12 protein-coding genes and 1 pseudogene are annotated in these 15936 nt (G+C 72.7%); 3 read left to right on the forward strand and 10 right to left on the reverse strand.

Going from position 1 to position 15936, the window contains the following annotated elements; all coding sequences use genetic code 11:
- Positions 1-40: 40 nt before the first annotated feature.
- Positions 41-1408 (forward strand): sensor histidine kinase, encoded by a 1368-nt coding sequence (locus ACFCZ1_RS32065; RefSeq protein ID WP_376681798.1) that lies wholly within the window; start codon positions 41-43, stop codon positions 1406-1408.
- A gap of 2 nt (positions 1409-1410) precedes the next feature.
- On the opposite strand, the gene ACFCZ1_RS32070 is transcribed toward ACFCZ1_RS32065, so the two are convergent.
- The 10 genes from ACFCZ1_RS32070 to ACFCZ1_RS32115 all read right to left on the reverse strand — a co-directional run bounded on the left by ACFCZ1_RS32070 (position 1411) and on the right by ACFCZ1_RS32115 (position 13654).
- Positions 1411-1824 (reverse strand): PaaI family thioesterase, encoded by a 414-nt coding sequence (locus ACFCZ1_RS32070; RefSeq protein WP_376681787.1) that lies wholly within the window; start codon positions 1822-1824, stop codon positions 1411-1413.
- A 67-nt stretch (positions 1825-1891) separates the two neighbouring features.
- Positions 1892-3913, reverse strand: a complete 2022-nt coding sequence (locus ACFCZ1_RS32075) for an FAD-dependent oxidoreductase (RefSeq protein ID WP_376681788.1) — start codon at positions 3911-3913, stop codon at positions 1892-1894.
- 145 nt (positions 3914-4058) lie between these two features.
- The gene (locus tag ACFCZ1_RS32080) at positions 4059-4733 is read right to left on the reverse strand and encodes a DUF4328 domain-containing protein (RefSeq protein ID WP_376681789.1); all 675 of its coding nucleotides are present in this window, start codon (positions 4731-4733) and stop codon (positions 4059-4061) included.
- A gap of 251 nt (positions 4734-4984) precedes the next feature.
- A complete protein-coding gene (locus tag ACFCZ1_RS32085; RefSeq protein WP_376681790.1) occupies positions 4985-8005 on the reverse strand; it encodes an alpha-mannosidase in 3021 nt (1006 codons plus the stop codon).
- Positions 8006-8055: 50 nt separating this feature from the next.
- The gene (locus tag ACFCZ1_RS32090; RefSeq protein ID WP_376681799.1) at positions 8056-8826 is read right to left on the reverse strand and encodes a carbohydrate ABC transporter permease; all 771 of its coding nucleotides are present in this window, start codon (positions 8824-8826) and stop codon (positions 8056-8058) included.
- 47 nt (positions 8827-8873) lie between these two features.
- Positions 8874-9767 (reverse strand): carbohydrate ABC transporter permease, encoded by an 894-nt coding sequence (locus tag ACFCZ1_RS32095; protein ID WP_376681791.1) that lies wholly within the window; start codon positions 9765-9767, stop codon positions 8874-8876.
- A 56-nt stretch (positions 9768-9823) separates the two neighbouring features.
- On the reverse strand, positions 9824-11158 hold the full coding sequence (locus ACFCZ1_RS32100; protein ID WP_376681792.1) for an ABC transporter substrate-binding protein: 1335 nt from the start codon (positions 11156-11158) through the stop codon (positions 9824-9826).
- A 365-nt stretch (positions 11159-11523) separates the two neighbouring features.
- Positions 11524-11889 carry a hypothetical protein gene (locus ACFCZ1_RS32105; protein WP_376681793.1) on the reverse strand — a complete coding sequence of 122 codons (366 nt, stop codon included), beginning with the start codon at positions 11887-11889 and terminating at the stop codon, positions 11524-11526.
- Between the two features lie 157 nt (positions 11890-12046).
- Entirely contained in the window at positions 12047-12988 is a 942-nt protein-coding gene (locus ACFCZ1_RS32110) for a serine/threonine dehydratase (RefSeq protein WP_376681794.1), read from the reverse strand.
- A 15-nt stretch (positions 12989-13003) separates the two neighbouring features.
- Entirely contained in the window at positions 13004-13654 is a 651-nt protein-coding gene (locus ACFCZ1_RS32115) for a TetR/AcrR family transcriptional regulator (protein WP_376681795.1), read from the reverse strand.
- 212 nt (positions 13655-13866) lie between these two features.
- Here ACFCZ1_RS32115 and ACFCZ1_RS32120 point away from each other — a divergent pair, with 212 nt between their 5' ends.
- Both ACFCZ1_RS32120 and ACFCZ1_RS32125 read left to right on the forward strand, forming a co-directional pair.
- On the forward strand, positions 13867-15555 hold the full coding sequence (locus tag ACFCZ1_RS32120) for a ricin-type beta-trefoil lectin domain protein (RefSeq protein ID WP_376681796.1): 1689 nt from the start codon (positions 13867-13869) through the stop codon (positions 15553-15555).
- 10 nt (positions 15556-15565) lie between these two features.
- Positions 15566-15936, forward strand: a pseudogene (locus tag ACFCZ1_RS32125) (copper-binding protein); the annotation flags it as partial.

Here is a 15936-nt window from a genome sequence, read left to right on the forward strand (position 1 = left end):
CCGTCGGCGACGTCTGCGGGGCGCCCTCCCGTGGCCGCCGCTGCGGCGGCTGTGGCCCACGACCGTCCGCGCCCGTGCCACGGTGGGTGCCGTCGTGGTCGTCGCCGCGGCCCTGGCGCTGGCCTCCTTCGCCCTGCTCGGGCTGCTGGAGGCCGAACTGCTCCGCAACGCCGAGCGCGACGCGGAGCGGCAGGCCGAGACGGTCGCCCAGCTCGCGGCCACCGGAAATCTCGAACGGATGCGGCCGCCGCTGCACGGCGCCGACTTCGTCCAGGTGGTGAACGCCCGCGGCCGGGTGCTGCGCGCGACCCCGAACCTGGCGGCGGCCCCCTCGATCGCCCCCGTCAAACCGATGCGGCCCGGTACGGCCTTCCACACCTGGCGGATCGGCATGCTCGGCGGCGAGCACCGCCAGCGCGTCGTCCAGGTCACCACCGAGACCCCGCAGGGCCTGGTCACCGTCTTCGTGGGGACCTCGCTGCGCGACGTGGACGCCGCCGACGACACCACCACCGCCGCCCTGGCGGTCGGCGGCCCGCTGCTGCTCGTCACCGTCGCGCTCGTCACCTGGCGGGTCACCGGCCGCGCGCTCGGCCCGGTCGAGGCGATCCGCGCCGAGGTCGCCGAGATCACCGACAGGGACCTGCACCGCCGGGTCCCCGTGCCGCCCACCCGCGACGAGGTGGCCCGGCTGGCGCAGACGATGAACACCACCCTGGACCGGCTGGAGTCCGCCGGCATCCGCCAGCGCGAGTTCATCGCCGACGCCTCTCACGAGCTGCGCAGCCCGATCACGGTGCTGCGCACCCAGCTGGAGGTGGCCCTGGCGGTCCGGGACCCGGAACTGTGGCCGGAGCTGATCAGCGGAGCGCTGGAGGACATCGAACGCCTTCAGCAGCTCGCCTCCGACCTCCTGCTGCTCGCCCGCATCGACGCCGCCCAGCCCGTCGCCGCGGTCCGGCTGGACCTGGGCGACGTGGTCCGCGGCTCGGTGGAGTCACGCCTCGGGGACCGTGTTCCCGTACGCACCGACCTGGCGTCCGGCGTCGAGGTGACGGGCACCGAGCTGTGGCTGGCCCGGGTGGTCACCAATCTGCTCGACAACGCCCAGCGGTACGCCGCCGGGCGGGTGGAGGTGGTGCTGCGCACCGCCGACGGCCCGCACGTACGGACCGCCGTGCTGGAGGTCACGGACGACGGGCCGGGCATCCCGCCCGGTGACCGGGAGCGCGTCTTCGAGCGTTTCACCCGGCTCGACGACGCCCGCAGCCGCGACCACGGCGGAGCGGGCCTCGGTCTCGCCATCGCCCGGGACCTGACGCATCACCACGGCGGCACCCTCACCGCCGAGGCGTCCGCGCGCGGGGCCCGGCTCGTGGTCCGGCTGCCGCTCGCGGGCCGCGACTGAGCTCAGCCGAGCAGGGCGTACACGGTGGAGGCCGTGGCGGACGGCTCGTCGGCGCCCTCGGGGGTCATGGTGATGTCGGCGAAGGCCATCCGCCGGCCCAGCTTGGTGACCCGTACGTGGATCAGCACGTCGGCGCCGGTGACCGGCCGCTGGAAGCTCGTCGACTGCTGAACGGTGGTCATCGGCCCGTACGCCCCGCGCGCGGCGGAGATCGCGATGACGGTGGCGGTGTCGGCGGCCGTCATCAGGGCCTGCCCGCAGAGGGCGCCGCCGTCCCGGGCCAGGGTGTCGGACCACGGCAGCCGCAGGACGGCGTGCCGGTCGCCGGTCTCCTGGACGGTGAGGCCGAGGGCGAGCACCCAGGGGGCGAAGTTGTCGGCGAGGACCTTGTCTGCGTCTGCGGGTGAGAACGTCACCCGGGAGATTGTGGCGGTCCGGGCGGACCGCCACAATCCCTTTCGGTCAGACGATGCCGCAGGGGGGTCAGAGCGTGGCGGCCAGCTCCGTGCCCTGGCGGATGGCCCGCTTGGCGTCGAGTTCGGCGGCGACGTCGGCGCCGCCGATCAGGTGCGCCCGGGTGCCGGCCGCGAGCAGCGCCTCGTACAGGTCGCGGCGCGGCTCCTGGCCCGTGCACAGGACCACCGTGTCGGCGGGCACGAGGCGCTGCTCGTCGCCGACGGTGATGTGCAGGCCCTCGTGGTCGATCCGGTCGTACGTCGCCCCGGCGACGGAGACGACCCCGCGGTGCTTGAGCTCCGCGCGGTGGATCCACCCGGTGGTGGTGCCGAGTCCGGCGCCGACCTTGGTGGTCTTGCGCTGGAGCAGGTGGACCTGGCGCGGCGGCGCGGGGCGCTCGGGCTTGGCGAGCCCGCCGGGGCCGGTGTACGTGGTGTCCACGCCCCAGTGGCGGAAGTACACCTCGGGGTCCTGGGAGGCGCCCTCGTCGCTGTCGGTGAGGAACTCGGCGACGTCGAAGCCGATGCCGCCGGCTCCGACGACGGCGACGCGCTCGCCGACGTGGGCGCCGTCGCGCAGCACGTCGAGGTAGGTGACGACGTTCTCGCCGTCGACGCCCTCGATGTCGGGGGTGCGGGGGGTGACGCCGGTGGCGACGACGACCTCGTCGTAGCCCTGGAGCGTCTCCACGTCGGCTCGGGTGTTCAGCCGGACGTCGATGGCGTGGGCGGCGAGCTGGGTGCCGTAGTAGCGGATGGTCTCCTCGAACTCCTCCTTGCCCGGGATGCGGCGGGCGATGTCGAGCTGCCCGCCGATGTGGCCGGAGGCCTCGAAGAGGGTGACGGCGTGACCGCGGCCGGCGGCGGAGACGGCGCAGGCCAGTCCCGCCGGACCGGCGCCGACGACGGCGACGCGCTTCTTCAGCTGCGTGGGCGACAGGACGAGTTCGGTCTCGTGGCAGGCACGCGGGTTGACCAGGCAGCTGGTGATCTTGCCGCTGAAGGTGTGGTCGAGGCAGGCCTGGTTGCAGCCGATGCAGGTGTTGATCGTCTCGGGGCGGCCGGCCGCGGCCTTGGCGACGAAGTCGGCGTCGGCGAGGAAGGGGCGGGCCAGCGAAACCAGGTCGGCGCGCCCGTCGGCGAGCAGTTCCTCGGCGATCTCGGGGGTGTTGATCCGGTTGCTGGTGACGAGGGGGACGCTCACCGCGCCCATCAGCCGCTTGGTGACCCAGGTGTAGGCGCCGCGCGGGACGGAGGTGGCGATGGTGGGGATGCGGGCCTCGTGCCAGCCGATGCCGGTGTTGATGATGGTGGCGCCGGCCGCCTCGATCTCCTTGGCGAGGTGGACGACCTCGTCGAGGGTGGAGCCGCCGGGGATCAGGTCGAGCATGGAGAGGCGGTAGATGAGGATGAAGTCCTCGCCGACGGCCGCGCGGGTGCGGCGGACGATCTCCAGCGGGAAGCGGACGCGGTTCTCGTACGCGCCGCCCCAGCGGTCGGTGCGCCGGTTGGTGGCGGCGGCGATGAACTCGTTGATCAGGTAGCCCTCGGAGCCCATGATCTCGACGCCGTCGTAGCCCGCGAGCTTGGCGAGGCGGGCGGCGCGGACGAAGTCCTCCACCGTCCGCTCGACCTCGATGTCGGTGAGCTCGTTCGGGACGAACGGGCTGATCGGGGCCTGGAGGGGGCTGGGGGCGACCAGGTCCTTGTGGTAGGCGTAGCGGCCGAAGTGGAGGATCTGCATCGCGATCTTCCCGCCCTCGGCGTGCACCGCCTCGGTGATCACCCGGTGCTCGGCGGCCTCGTCCTCGGTGGTGAGGCGGGAGCCGCCCTCGAAGGGCCGGCCGGCGTCGTTGGGCGCGATGCCGCCGGTGACGATCAGGCCCGCGCCGCCGCGGGCGCGCTCGGCGTAGAAGGCGGCGAGGCGCTCGAAGCCGCCCTCGTGCTCTTCGAGGCCGGTGTGCATCGACCCCATGATCACGCGGTTCGGCAGGGTGGTGAAGCCGAGGTCCAGGGGGCTCAGCAGGTGCGGGTACCGGCTCTGGGACATGGGGGGCGCCTCCTCGCGCGGGGGTGATGTCCCTGTTCTAGCGAGGGCGGCCCGGTTTTGCAACTAGGTGCAAAACCAAGTGGGGCCCTACCCCGCCCGGAACCCGGGCCGGGCGGCCCGCCCGCGCCGCCGGCTGTGGCGGAGTTCACGCCGACTGCATCGCCGACAGCCTGCGCACGAAGACGACGGTCAGCCCGGCCGCCACGGCGAAGAGCAGGTCCGAGGCCATGGCGACCAGGACGGCGTCGCGCAGCCCGTCCCGGGTCGTGGCGTCGGCGGCGAAGCGGCCGACGGCCAGGGAAACCAGCAGCGCCGCGCCGAACGTGCCGGACCAGGCAGCGACGGGGGCCGCCGAAACGGGTGACGCAGCGCTGCCGGGCTGCCTCGACGCACTGGCCGCCCACACCTTCACGGCGATCATGTGCGCGAGGAGGGTCCAGCCCACGAGCGGGATGAACCAGACCCCGATCGCCCAGCCCGCGCCCCGGATGAACATCCCCGGTGCGTACACACCCGCGTTCGCCCGGACCCGGTGGAACCAGACGACGAACACCACGGCCGTGGGCGCCATGGCCAGCAGGACCAGACCCATCGCCATCGAGTACAGCGGCCAGGACGGTCCCGCGCCCGCCACCGGTCCCTTCGGCAGGGCGTCCACGGCCAGGTACCGGTTGATCCCGGCGGCCACGGCCAGCAGACGGGTCGCCGCGCACAGGCCGAGCAGCACGGTCAGCGCCGTGGCCAGGCCCTTCGGCGAGCGGGCCAGCGGGCGCACCGGGGGCGCGCCGAGCGGAGGCAGTGATCTGGTGCCGAAGGACATGGCGAAGGACCCCCCATGGGTGCACGTGACATGAAGAAGCCCGCCAACAGGGGGCGGGCAGGCAGGAACATACGGCAACGGCCGAGCACCGTCCACGCAGTTCCCCCGCCCAGCGGTCCCCAGCGGCTCACGTGGTGCCCGTACCGTCTGCCGGATGACGGAGCGCCTCACGCCTCCGGCCCGGTGCCCCGGCCGGTCCGGGCCCGCCGCCACGAGGCGGCGGGCCCGGCGGCAACGCGCCTACCGCGACATCAGCGGCGCAGGCGGATCGTGAGGATCTGGAAGGGACGGAGGGTCAGGGCGACCGTCCCGTCCGGTGCGGGAGATCCCACCGCCCCGCCCTCCAGCGGACGTTCGAGGAGGTCGCTCTCGGCGGCCGCCGTGAGCGGGAAGTCCGCCGTGAGCGTGGCCGTGGCGCGGCCGCCCCGGGATTCGTAGAGGCGGACGATCACGTCGCCGCCCCGGTCCTCGGCGAGCTTGACGGCCTCGACGACCACCGCGTCGTCGTCCACCGCCACCAGCGGGGCGACCGGGCCCGCGCCCGGCACCACGCGCTCGGGCAGGTTCAGCGCGTGGCCCTCACGGACCGCGTCGCCGATCCCCGCGCCGGGCGCGAGTGAGTACCGCAGCGTGTGGGAGCCCTGGTCGGTCTCCGGGTCGGGGTAGCGCGGGGCGCGCAGGAGCGAGAGCCGGATGGTGGTGGTCTGCCCGCCGTCGGCCCGCATGTCGCGGGTCACGTCGTGCCCGTACGTGGACTCGTTGAGCAGCGCGACCCCCCAGCCGGGCTCCTCCGCGTGGATCCAGCGGTGGGCGCAGATCTCGAACTTGGCCGCCTCCCACGAGGTGTTGGTGTGGGTGGCCCGGTAGACGTGCCCGAACTGGGTTTCGGAGGCGGTCCGGTCGGCCTTCACGTCCAGGGGGAAGGCGGCCTTGAGGAACTTCTCGGTCTCGTGCCAGTCCACGTCCGTGACGATGTCGAGCGTCTTGGCCCCGGCCCGCAGGGTGAGGGACTGGACCGCCTTCGAGCGGCCGAAGGAGCGGGTGACCCGGACGGTGACGGACGCGGGACCGCTCTCGGCGACCTCCAGCGCGTCCAGCTGCACGAGGTCCGTGACCTTGTTGCGGTAGAACGCGTCGACGTCCCAGGCGTCCCACATGTTCGGGAAGTCGGGGTGGATCTGGAGCAGGTTCGCGGCGGCTCCGGGGGCGACCGACTCGCGCCGCGCCTCCAGGTCGTAGGCGGAGACGACCAGCCCCCGGCCGTCGATCTCGACCAGCAGCCGCCCGTTGGCCAGGACGTGCCCGCCGCCGTGCCGCTCCTCCACCGTGACGGGATGCCCCGCCTCGGCCGGGTGGCCCGCGCCGCCGGCCGGGATGCCGCGCCGGGCGTGCGGCGCGCAGTTGAAGACCAGTTCCTCCGTGCCCTCCCCCGCGAGTGCCTGCTGGGCGGCCAGGGTGATGCCCCGGAGTTCCTCGCGCAGCGCCCGGTACGTCTCGCGCGCCTCGCGGTGCACCCAGGCGATGGAGGAGCCGGGCAGGATGTCGTGGAACTGGTGCAGCAGCACCGTCTTCCAGATCCGCTCCAGGTCCTCGTACGGGTACCCGTACCCCGGCACCTTCACGGCGGCGGTGGCGGCCCACAATTCGGCCTCGCGCAGCAGCGATTCGCTGTGCCGGTTGCCCTGCTTGGTCTTGGCCTGGGAGGTGTAGGTGCCGCGGTGCAGCTCCAGGTAGAGCTCGCCGGCCCAGACGGGCGCGTCCGGGTATTCGGCGCGGGCCTTCTCGAAGAAGGCGTCCGGCCGCTCGATCTCGACCCGCGGGGAGCCTTCGAGGTCCCGCTGGCGCTTGGCACGGGCGAGGTGTTCGCGGGTGGGGCCGCCACCGCCGTCGCCCCAGCCGAAGGGGGTCAGCGACCGCGTGCCCCGGCCCTTCTCGCGGTAGTTGCGGGCGGCGTGGGCCAGCTGGGCACCGCCGAGGTCCGAGTTGTAGGTGTCGACGGGCGGGAAGTGGGTGAAGACCCGGGTGCCGTCGATGCCCTCCCACCAGAAGGTGTGGTGGGGGAACGTGTTGACCTGGGACCAGCAGATCTTCTGGGTCAGGAACCACTTGGAGCCGGAGAGCCTGACGATCTGGGGCATGGCGGCGGTGTAGCCGAAGGAGTCGGGGAGCCAGGCGCCCAGGGTCTCGATGCCGAACTCGTCGAGGAAGAACTTCTTCCCGTAGAGGAACTGGCGGGCCATGGCCTCGCCGCCGACCATGTTGGTGTCGGACTCCACCCACATGCCGCCGACCGGCACGAACTGCCCGTCCGCGATCTTCTTCTTGACCCGCTCGAAGAGCTCGGGCCGGTAGGTCTTGATCCAGTCGAGCTGCTGCGCCTGCGACATGGCGAAGACGAACTCGGGGTGCTCGTCCATCAGGTTGACCATGTTGGACGAGGTGCGCGAGACCTTGCGGACCGTCTCACGCAGGGGCCACAGCCACGCGGAGTCGATGTGGGCGTGGCCGACCGCGCTGATCCGGTGCGCGGAGGCGTGGGCGGGCGCGGCGAGCACGCCCACCAGGCACGACCGGGCGGCGGCCGCCGTGCCGGCCACGTCGCCGAGGTCCACCGCGTCCAGAGCCGCCTCGACGGCGCGCAGGATCTCGTACCGCCGGGCGTCCGCGGTGTCGAGCTGCACCATGAGGTCGTAGAGGACTTCGAGGTCCTGGACCAGTTCCCAGACCTCGGTCTCGAAGACGGTGAGGTCCATCCGCGCGAGCCGGTAGAGGGGCTGGTCGCCGCTGGTCAGCCGGTCGCCCTCGGACGTGGCCGTGTGGTCGACGAGGACCGGGTTGGAGGCGGCCTCCACGTACCACTCGACCTGCTCGCCGCCCGCGGCGCGGTCGGCGACGCGCACCCAGTCGTTGTACGGGTTGAGCGCCTTGACCTCGCCGCCGTCGGACCGGTGGACCAGGCCCTCGCACTGGAAGCCGGGCATCATCCGGTCGAAGCCGAGGTCGAGGACGGCCTCCACCGTACGGCCGGCCCACTCGGCGGGGACGGTGCCGGTGACCTTGAACCAGGTGGTGCCCCAGGCCGGGCCCCACGCGTCGCCGATCGCGCAGGGCCCGTACGTCGCCGCCAGGCCCTCGGCGACGGGGACGGGTTCACCCGGCACCTCCCAGCGCTCGACGGTCAGCGGGACCGGGCGGGAGTGGACGGCGGGCTTGATCCGCTCCTTGAGGACCCGGCGGAGGCGGTGTTCGGTGACGCTGCGGTCGTCGTGCATGACGGCTGCTCCAGGGGAGGGTGGTCGGTACGGGCGGTGGACGGACCGGCTCAGGTCTTGACGGCTCCCTCGCCCACGCCCTTGAAGAAGAAACGCTGGAGGGCGAAGAAGAGGAGCACCATCGGGATGAGCGCGGCCATCGCGCCGGCGGCGATGAGCCGCTGGTCGTTGACGGTGGTGGCGCCGGCCAGGGTCTTCAGGCCGAGTTGCAGGGTGTAGTTCTCGCTGTCGGTCAGGACCAGCAGGGGCCACAGGAAGTCGTCCCAGGCACCCATGAAGCTGGTGATGCAGACGACGGCCAGGGCTCCCTTGGCGGAGGGGAGGAAGACGCGGGTGAAGCGGGCCCATTCGCCCGCGCCGTCCAGGACCGCGGCCTCCTCCACTTCCTTGGGCACGGACAGGAAGGCCGCCCGCATGATCATGATGTTGAGGACGGAGACCGCGCCGGGGAGCCACACGCCGATGAGGGTGTCGACCAGGCCCATCCCGCGGACCGTGAGGAACATCGAGATCATCACGGACTCGAAGGGGAACATCAGGGACGCCACCAGGACGGTGAAGACGGCCTTGCGGCCCTTCCAGGCGGCCCGGGACAGGGCGTACCCGCCCATCGACGCGAACAGCGTGTTCGAGGTGACGGCGAGGACGGCAACGATCAGGGTGTTGCCGACGTACTGGAGGAGCGGGAAGGACTCGGCGACGCGGACGTAGTTGTCGAGGGTGGGCTGCGAGGGCAGCACGCCGTCGTACACGTTCTCCGTGCGGCCGCGGATCGAGGTCAGGAACTGCCACACGATCGGGCCCAGCATGACCACGAGCATCAGCAGCAGTGTGGCGTACCGGCAGGCCGGGCCGGTCCAGGGACGTCTCACCTCTCGTCCCCCTTCGACAGGCGGCGGCCCAGCAGGCTGAAGACCAGCGTCAGGAGGAACAGCAGGAGGGAGATCGCGGAGGCGTAGCCCGTCTCGCCGGAGAAGCCGAGGCCGACCTGCCGGATGAGGAAGGGCAGGGTGCGGGCACCGCCGCCGGGACCGCCGCTCTCGCCGCCGAGGATGTAGATCTCGGTGAAGACGCGCAGCGCCGAGATGGCGGAGAGGGTGCCGACCAGCAGCATCATCGGCTTCACCTGGGGGACGGTGATGCTGAAGAAGCGGCGGACGGAGCCGGCGCCGTCGAGCGCGGCCGCCTCGTGGAGGGAGGCGGGGACGTTCCCGAGGGCCGCCAGGTAGAAGACCATGTAGTAGCCGAGGCCCTTCCACACGGTCACGATCATCGCGGAGACCAGCAGCATCGTGCTGTCCGTCAGGAACGGCACCGGCTCCGAGACGACGCGCAGCTTCAGGAAGACGGTGTTGACCAGCCCGTCGCTGCGCAGCACCCACTGCCAGATCAGGCCGACGACCACGGCGGAGGCGATCACCGGCGTGTAGAAGGCGGACCGGAAGAACCCGATGCCGGGGACCCTGGTCCGTACGAGGACCGCGAGGGCCAGCGGCAGGAAGACCAGGCAGGGCACGACGACCACCAGGTACAGGACGCTGTTGGCGGTCGCGACCCAGAAGTCGGGGTCGGCGAAGGCCCGGGTGTAGTTGTCGAAGCCGATGAAGGTGCCGCCGCGCAGGATCCGGGAGTCGGTGAGGGAGAGGATCACGGTGTTGACGAACGGCCAGAGGCTGAACAGCGTCACCATCACCAGGCCGGGGGCGAGGAAGAGGTAGGGGGTCCACCAGGTGCGGTGGACCAGCCCGGTGTCGGCCTCCATGGCCGCCTTCGCCTTCCGCGCCCGTCTGCGGTGCCGCGTGCCGTCCGGGGCGCCGGTCACCTGCGCGCCGCGTCGGCGAGGAGCTTGTTGGCCTCCTCCTGGGCCCTCTTCACCGCCGTACGGGCGTCCTGTTCGCCCTTGATGGCCTTCTGCACCTCGCGTACGACGGCGTCGCCCACCTGGTTGGTCCACTGGACGGGGGTGTTGGCGTCGAGCCCGGCGGTCTTCAGCTGCTCGGCGCCGACCGCGCGGGCGAGGGTCTCCGCGTCCTTGCCGTCGCCCCTGTCCGTGAAGTACGGGTCGGCGAGGCCCCGGGCGTTGGAGGGGTAGATGGTGGCCTTCTTCGAGAACTCCACCTGGTTGGGACCGTTGGTGACCCACTTGGCGAACTCGGCCGCCGCGTCCAGGTGCTTGGTGTCCCTCTTGATGCCGAGGCACTGGGCGTAGATGCCTATGTGGCCGAGCTTGCCCGTGACGGCGCCCGCGACCCGGGTGCCCGCGTACACCTGGGGAGCGTTGCGCCTGACGTCCTTGACGAAGCCCGGGGAGCCGGGGCCGAAGACGAGCTTTCCGCCGCCGTAGAGCTGGTTGATGTCGTCGGACTTGAGCAGTGACTCCTTGGGCATGGCGCCCTTGGCGTACAGGTCCTTCATCCGCTCCACCCAGGCGACGGCCGTGTCGGTGTCGAAGGTGAACCGTTCGCGCTTCTCGTCGAGGAGGGGGACGCCCATCTTCTGCCAGTCACCGGGCAGGCGGCCCTTGGGGTCGGCCATGAAGGCGGAGTACCGGCCGCCGGACGAGGCGGCGATCTTCTCGGCGTAGTCGAAGAACTGCTCCACGCTGGTGGGCGGCTCGGCCGGGTCCAGGCCCGCCTTCTCGAAGAGCGCCTCGTTGTAGGTGAGGATCTCCGGGGTCACGTACCAGGGGTACGCGAACACGCCGTCGCCCCTGCCCGGGAGTTTGAACTGCTCCCAGGCGCCCGGCACGTACTCCCCCGCGACCGCGCCGTCGAGCTTGGCGACGTCGGCGAGCATGCCGCGGTCGCCGAGGAGCTGGAAGGAGTCGGTGGAGAGGTTGACCACGTCCGGGAGGGCTCCGGCCTGGGCGTCGGCGACGAGCTTCTCGTTGTAGCCGTCGCCCGGGACGTCCTCCCATCTGACCTCGGCCCCGGGGTACTTCTGCTCGAAGCCGTCGATCACGCCCTGCACGTACGCCGTGAACGTGGGCTTCAGCTGGAGCGTGCGGAAGGTGATCTCACCCGCCACCCTGCCCGTCCTCTCGGCCTCCCGGGACTGCCCGGAAGCGCCGCTCATGCCACACCCGGCGGCCGAGAGGAGGACGCCGGCCGCCAGCGCGGCAACGGCGATACGGGTCGGGTTCGCACGGGTCATCGTCGCCGCCTTCGCAGAAGTCCGGCCTCATTGCCGGAGGCGGTGCCCACGGTCGCCGGAGAGCAAGACCTCGTCAATGAGGCCGGAGCGGCAATGGCCGGTGGTGCACAGGTGACGATCGCTGCGGCGGCTCCGCACCCGCCTCTGGGGCGCCCGGTGCGACCGCCTCCGAACTGGACTGATGCGCTTTAGTCCAAAAGAAATCGACCGTGATATCGATTCGATGGCGAAGCCGGTTCACCGTCAGGATGTTGACTCTTTGTCGACGGTCCGCGAAGACCCGCACTAATGCGCTTTACCCGTGGGCCGGGAAACCGCATGAGCGCCGGGGCCCGAGGCGGCCGGGACGGTGGGCGGTCGCGGCCCTACGCCATCGGGTACTCGGCCTTCTCGGCAAGCTTGCCGTCCTTGAAGCAGAAGCGCAGCACCGTCTCCTTGCCGTTCCGGGGGTCGCCGCCGGCGAGGTACCAGGAGCAGGTGCTGCCCTCGGGCTGGGGCGGGCCGCCCTCCTTGAGCGCGCTCTTGACGAAGGAGTCGCCCGACGGGAGCTTGGCGCGCACCTCGCTCTCCGCGTCACCGGCCTTGACGGCCTCGTAGACCTTGGGGTCGACCAGGGTCTTGTCGGCCAAGTCGAGGACCTTGCCCATCCCGAAGACCGCCACCACTGCGAGGCCGATGCCCAGTACCAGCGCCACCCCGCAGCCGATCAGACAACCCTTGCGCTGTGCCACGCCCGTTCCTCCGTGTCGTTCACCGTGCCCCGGCGGCCGTCGCCCGGACACTGCGAACCCTCACAAAGGGGCGGCACCCCGTGCTGTCCTCGAAAGTCGTCGGCCGCCGCGACGATCGTCGTCCGTCCGTCCGTCCGTCCGTCCGTCCGGGTGAGGCTCAGATCCCGGGAGCCACCAGGTCCGCGGGGTCCGTGTTGGCCCCGCAGAGGATCACGGCGACGCGCTCGCCGAGCGGTCGCGCAGCGCAGCGCAGCGCCGCCAGAGCGGTGGCCGCGCCCGTCTCGACCACGAGCCGGTGCTCCTCCCAGAGCGCGCGCCGGGCGGCCGTGATCGCCTCGTCCGGGACCAGGACCGAGCGCACGGACGCGTCCCGCGCGGCGGCCAGCGCGTCCGCGGAGACCCGGGTGGCTCCGAGGGAGTCGGCGGCCACGGAGTCCACGGCGACGTCCACGGGGCGGCCCGCCGCCAGGGCCGCGTTCAGGGCCCGGCAGTTCTCCGGCTCGGCCGCGACCACCCGCACGCCGTGTTCGCGGGCGGCGGTGGCGACCCCGGCGAACAGTCCGCCGCCGCCGACGGCGACGACCACGGTGTCCAGCCCGGGCAGGGCGGCACGGATCTCGTCGAGCAGGGTCCCGGCACCCGCCGCGATGAGCGGGTGGTCGTAGGCGTGGCTGCTCAGGGCCCCGCTCGCGGCGGCGAACTCCTCGCAGGCGGCCAGCGCTTCGGCGTACCGGTCGCCGACGAGCCGCACCTCGGCCCCGTACCCGCGCAGCCGCTCCACCTTCACCCGGGGGGCGCCCACGGGCAGGAACACGGTCGCGGGCACGCGGTGGGCGCGGGCCGCCCAGGCGCAGGCGAGGCCCGCGTTGCCGCCGGAGGCGATGGTGACGCCCGTGTCCGGGAGGGTGCCGGCGCCGGCGTGGGCGGCGAGGAAGTTGCGCGCGCCGCGGGCCTTGAAGGAGCCGGTGTGCTGGAGGTGTTCCAGCGCGTACCAGACGCCCTCGGCCGCCGGGGCCACGGCGACGGGCCGTACCGCTCCGGCGATCCGGCCGGCGGCGGCGCGCACGGCGGCGTAGTCGAGGTGCTGTGCCGGTTGCATGGTCTGTCTCCCCGTTCAGGCGGTGGGCTCGGTGGGCCGGGCGGCCTCGATCAGCTGGCGCAGGGCGCCGTAGTACACCTCGTGGTCCGTCAGCGGCGGCAGTACGTCCGCCAGCCCGCCCGCGAGCACCGGGAACTCGGCAGGGTCCAGCGCGGCCAGGGCCGCCCGGGAGGCGGCGGTGGCTCCGGCCGGGTCCCGGTGGTCCACGAAGGCCGCGCTGCCCAGGGTGAGCAGGTACATGCGGCGGTAGACGGTCATCGCCTCGGCGGCGGTCATGCCTGCGGCCACGCTGTCGGCGAGCGCGGGCTCCACCAGCCGGGCCAGCAGCTGCCGCCCGAGCCAGGGGCGGCCTCCGCGCAGGACCAGCAGCCCGGGGTGGGCGGTGAGCAGCCGGTACAGCGCACCGAACCGCTGCTCGGCGGCGTCCGCCCAGTCCGTTCCGGCGGGGACGTCGGGGAGCTGCGCGGCCAGGTGCTCGGTGCAGAGGTCCAGCAGTCCGGCGAGGTCGGAGCAGCGGCGCTGGACGGTGGCGTGCGAGACGTCGAGCCGGTCGGCGAGGGCGCGGAAGCTCAGGGCCGCGGGCCCTTCCTCGTCGATGATGCGCAGGGCGGCGACGGCGATCGCCCCAGGTGTGGCCCGGTCCAGGGCGGCTGATCTCCTCGGCATGAGATACACCGTAACATACGCCGTATCACACCCTCCTCGCGTCATCGACTGCGGCCATATTGCTGGTCATTGGCGGATAATCAGCGACTTGCGTTGACAGCGGGTAGTCACCTCGCTGCACTGGGCGCACGACTGCCCCACTGCCCCAGCCACGCGCCACATGTCCACGTCCACGTCCACGTCCACGTCCACGTCCACGTCAAGGAGACTCCGTGCCGCCTCGCCTGCGCGCCTCGCTCCCCTGTCTGACCGCGGCCGCCCTGTTCGCCCTGACGCTCTCCCCCGCCCCGGCGGCGGCCGAGCCCACCGCGACCTCTGACACCCCGCTCGCGCTCACCCCGCCCATGGGCTGGAACAACTGGGCGCACTACATGTGCGACATCGACGAGGCCAAGGTCGTCGCGAACGCCGACGCGCTCGTCTCCACCGGGCTCGCCGCCAAGGGCTACGACACGGTGACCGTCGACGACTGCTGGATGACCAAGAGCCGCGACGCGCGGGGCGCGCTGGTCGTCGACAAGGAGAAGTTCCCGCACGGCATGGCCTGGCTCGGCGACCACCTGCACGCCAAGGGCCTGAAGTTCGGCATCTACCAGGACGCCGGCTCGCTCACCTGTGAGAAGTACCCGGGAAGCGGGGCCCCCCAGGGCGGCGGCGCGGACCACTACGCGCAGGACGCCCGGCAGTTCGCCTCCTGGAACGTCGACTACGTGAAGATGGACGGCTGCAACCTGTGGGTGCCGGAGGGCAGGACGAAGGAACAGGCCTACCGGGACGCCTACCACTCCGTCGCCGCGGCCCTGCGCGCGAGCGGCCGGGACATGGTGCTGTCGGCCTCCGCGCCCGCCTACTTCCAGCAGGGTGAATGGGGCGGCTCCGACTGGCACAAGGTCCTCGGCTGGGTCGGCGAGACCGGACAGTTGTGGCGCGAGGGCCGGGACATCAAGGTGTACGCCCCCGCCGCCCCCGCCGCCTCGCGGTGGAGCTCGGTGATGGGCAACTACGGCTACAACCGCTGGCTGGGGCGGTACGCGGGCCCCGGCAACTGGAACGACCCCGACTTCCTCATCGCGGGCGCCCCCGGACTCAGTGACGCCGAAAGCCGCAGCCAGGTCGCCCTGTGGGCCATGATGGCGGCCCCCTTCATCCTGTCGTCCGACGTCTCCCGCCTGACTCCGGGCGGGCTCGCCGCCCTCGGGAACACCCGTCTCGTCGAGCTGGACCAGGACCCCATGGGCCGTCAGGGAGCAGTGGTCTCCTCGAACGCGACCTTCGAGATCCTGGTGCGGCCGCTCGCGAACGGCGACCGCGCGGTGGCCGTGCTCAACCGCTCCGGCGCCGCCCGGGACATCAACGTGCCGCTCGACGAGATCGGGCTGCCGTCCTGTACGACCGACGCGCGTGACCTGTGGAGCGGGCAACGCCGGGAGGTCTCCGATGCGTTGACCGGAAGGCTGGCCGGTCACGACACGGCCGTCTGGCGGCTCACCCCGCGCGGCTGCGCCCAGGCCGTCCCGACCGGTCAGATCGTCGGGGACGGCGCCAGGTGCGCCGACGGGGCCAACACCACGGGTGTCGGCGCGGTGGTCATGGGGAGGTGTACCGGAGCCCCCGACCAGCGGTGGACCCTGGTCGGCGGCGCGAGCCTGCGGCTGGCCGGCGAGTGCCTGTCGGCCGGCGAGGACGGCCTGGTGGAGCTGGCGGACTGCGCGCCCGCGGAGGCCGGGCAGCAGGGCCAGAGCTGGACGCACCGCCGCGACGGGGCGCTCGTCGAGGAGGCCAGCGGCCTGTGCCTGACGGCCCCGGTCGCGGCCGCCACCCCGGACGCCCCGGCCGAGCGGCTGCGGCTGGCCCCCTGCGGCGACCACCGGGTCGACCAGGCCTGGGCCCTGCCGGTCTGACGGCGGACGGATGACGCACCCGAACCCCGACCCGACGCCGAACCGGACACCGATGCCCGAGCCCGACGCCACGCCCGCCCCCGGGCCCGAGCTCAACCCCGAGCCCGATCCCACGCCCGCCCCCGGCCCCGGCCCCGAGCTCAACCGCGAGCCCGCGCCACGGCCCGCGCCCGCGCCCGGGCCCGACCCAGAGCCCGCCCCCGGCCCCGAGCTCGACTGCGAGCCCGCGCCACCGCTCGCGCCCGGACCCGAGCCCGCGTCACCCCCCGCGCCCGGACCCGCAGCCGCGCCCGCGCCACGACGTCGGCGCCTGCCGGTCCCCCGCCCGCTCGCCCTCGCCGCCCTCCCCGCGGCGCTGCTCGCCCTGGTCTGCGCGGGGCC

The organism is Streptomyces sp. NPDC056224, assembly GCF_042267665.1.
Lineage (GTDB): Bacteria > Actinomycetota > Actinomycetes > Streptomycetales > Streptomycetaceae > Streptomyces.